The following is a 2656-nucleotide window of genomic DNA, read 5'->3' on the forward strand; positions in this document are numbered from 1 at the left end:
GCGGCGGCAACGGGCGGGCGAGGACGACGACATGACGGCCCCGGTCAGGCCCCGCAGGACCACGACCCCGGCCCCGCCGACCGGGACGCGGTGGCTGCGCCGGTTCCACACCGCGCCCGCCGGCGCCCCGCGCCTCCTCGTCTTCCCCCACGCGGGCGGCAACGCCTCGTACTTCTTTCCGCTCTCGGCCGCACTGGCGGACCACGCCGACGTGCTCGTGGTGCAGTACCCGGGCCGTCAGGAGCGGTTCGGCGAGCCGTGCGTGGAATCGCTGCACGAGCTGGCCGACCTGGTGGCCGCCGAGCTGATCCGTACTCAGGACTCCCACCTGGAGAGGCCGTTCGGCATCTTCGGGCACAGCATGGGCGCCTCCCTCGCCTTCGAGGTGGCCTGCCGGCTCCGCGACGCCGGTTTCCCGCCCGCGGCCCTCACGGTCTCCGGCCGGCGCGCGCCGTCGATCCCCGCGCCGGGCGCGGTGCACCTGGCCGACGACGAGCTGCTCATCGCGGACATGAAGCTCCTCGGAGGCACGGACGAGCAGATGCTCGACCACCCGGAGCTCCTTGCCGCGATCCTGCCCGCCGTCCGCAGCGACTACGTGGCGACCGAGACGTACCGCTTCCGCGGTGCCACGCCGCTTGACTGCCCCGTCACAGCCCTGATCGGCGACGTCGACCCCCGGGTCGACGAGCCGCAGGCGCTGGCCTGGCGGACCCACACCACCGGCGCCTACCGCCTGCGCGTCTACGCGGGCGGCCACTTCTACCTCCTGCCCCATCTGGACGCCGTCGTGTCCGAACTGCGCGCCGACCTGCCGGCCGCCGGGTCGGACACCCCGGACAACACCCCCATCCGAAAGGACCCGTCATGAAGTACCGCGTCATCGGAAGCTCCCCCGAGACCCGCCGCGAGGTCAGCGTACTGAGCCTCGGCACCATGACCTTCGGCACGATCGTCGACGAGGCCACCTCCTTCGCGATCCTCGACCGGTTCGCCGAGGCCGGCGGCACGTTCATCGACACCTCCAACAACTACGCGTTCTGGGTGAACGGCACCCAGGGCGGCGAGAGCGAGGAGCTGGTCGGCCGCTGGCTGAAGAGCCGCGGCGTCGGCGACGAGTTCACCATCGCCACCAAGCTCGGCGCCCGTCCCAACCAGCCCACCTCGGGCTTCAGCCTGGACGTGGAGGGCCTGTCCGCCAAGGTCATCCGCGAGTCCTCGGAGCGCAGCCGCGAACGCCTCGGCATCGAGAAGATCCACCTGCTGTACGCGCACATCATGGACGAGAACACCCCGCTGGAGGAGACCGTCCAGGGCTTCGCCGACGTGGTCGCCGACGGTGTGGCCGGCCTTCTCGGCGCGAGCAACCACTGGGCCTGGCGCATCGAGCGCGCCCGCACCCTCGCCGCGGCGGCGGGCGTGCCCGGCTACGAGGTGCTCCAGCACCACCACAGCTACCTGCGCCAGCGCACCGACATCCCGAGCCTGCGCTCGCCCGACGGCAACCAGGGCCTGGTCAGCGGCGACCTGCTCAGCTACCTGCGCGCCAACCCGGAGCTCACGCAGGTCTCGTACTCGCCGCTGATCTCGGGAGCGTACGTACGGGACGACAAGCCGCTCGGCCCCGGCTTCGAGCACGCCGGCACCGAGCCGCGCCTGAAGGCGGTCCGCGAGGTGGCGGCGGAGACCGGCGCCACCGTCAACCAGGTGGTGCTCTCCTGGCTGATGGGCGGCGACATCCCGGTCCTCCCCCTCGTCGGTGCCTCCTCGGTGGCCCAGCTGGAGGAGAACCTGGGCGCGGTCGAGCTCGAACTGACCGCGGAGCAGCGGGCGAAGCTCGACTCCGTGAACTGACGCCCCGGGGCCCCGGAGCGGGCCGGGGGCACGGATCCCGACGGGCCGGTCGAGGCCCTCGGCAGCCGTCCCCCGGCGCGCCCGGGACCTGAGATATATGGCTGCGATAGGAGTGGCGGCGAGGCTGGGTCCGCCCCGGCCGGACGGGTCGGGGTGATGGTCCATGTCCCCACCCGTGGAGGTCCCATGCCCCGCCGCTTCGCCCGTTCGCTGCTCGCCGCCGGAATCGCCGCGCCGCTTCTGCTGATGGCGTCGGGGCAGGCCGAGGCCGCCGTGCCCACCGACAAGGCCGCGGTGCTGAGCAGTTGGACGCAGACGAGCGTGAGCAGCTACGACGCGTGGAACGCGGCCCGGCAGAACCAGGCCGCCTGGAGCGCGTACCAGTTCGACTGGTCGACCGACTACTGCACGACCTCGCCCGACAACCCGTTCGGCTTCCCGTTCAAGAACGCCTGCGCGCGCCATGACTTCGGCTACCGCAACTACAAGGCGGCCGGCACCTTCTCGGCGAACAAGGACCGCCTCGACAGCGCCTTCTACGCCGACCTCAAGCGCGTCTGCGCCGGCTACTCCGGTGCCACCGCCACCTCCTGCAACGCCACGGCCTGGACGTACTACCAGGCCGTCTCCATCTTCGGGCTGTCCCCCGCCGTGGACGGCACGGCCGACGCCCGATGAGACCGGGCGGGGAGCCCTCCGGGGCCCCCGCCCCGCGGCCGGTCACTGCGCCACCCCCGAGGCGGAGTGACCGGCCCCTTCCCCTTGGGACGCCCGGTCCGGTGAGGGCTGCGGGCAGCGACAA

General features: G+C 72.5%; 3 protein-coding genes. All 3 read left to right on the forward strand.

All coding sequences use genetic code 11. From position 1 onward, the window contains the following. Positions 1-31 precede the first annotated feature (31 nt). Complete coding sequence (locus tag CCN56_RS32445) at positions 32-871, forward strand: thioesterase II family protein (RefSeq protein ID WP_086831460.1); 840 nt, start codon at positions 32-34, stop codon at positions 869-871. Beyond that, the gene (locus CCN56_RS32450) at positions 868-1854 is read left to right on the forward strand and encodes an aldo/keto reductase (protein WP_086831458.1); all 987 of its coding nucleotides are present in this window, start codon (positions 868-870) and stop codon (positions 1852-1854) included. Before CCN56_RS32445 ends, CCN56_RS32450 begins: the two co-directional genes overlap by 4 nt. Positions 1855-2040: 186 nt before the next feature. Continuing rightward, a complete protein-coding gene (locus CCN56_RS32455; protein ID WP_086831459.1) occupies positions 2041-2532 on the forward strand; it encodes a phospholipase in 492 nt (163 codons plus the stop codon). The last annotated feature ends 124 nt before the right edge of the window (positions 2533-2656 follow it).

Origin of the sequence: Streptomyces sp. NRRL B-24572, assembly GCF_002156145.1 — a bacterium.
In the GTDB taxonomy this organism is placed as follows: domain Bacteria; phylum Actinomycetota; class Actinomycetes; order Streptomycetales; family Streptomycetaceae; genus Streptomyces; species Streptomyces vietnamensis.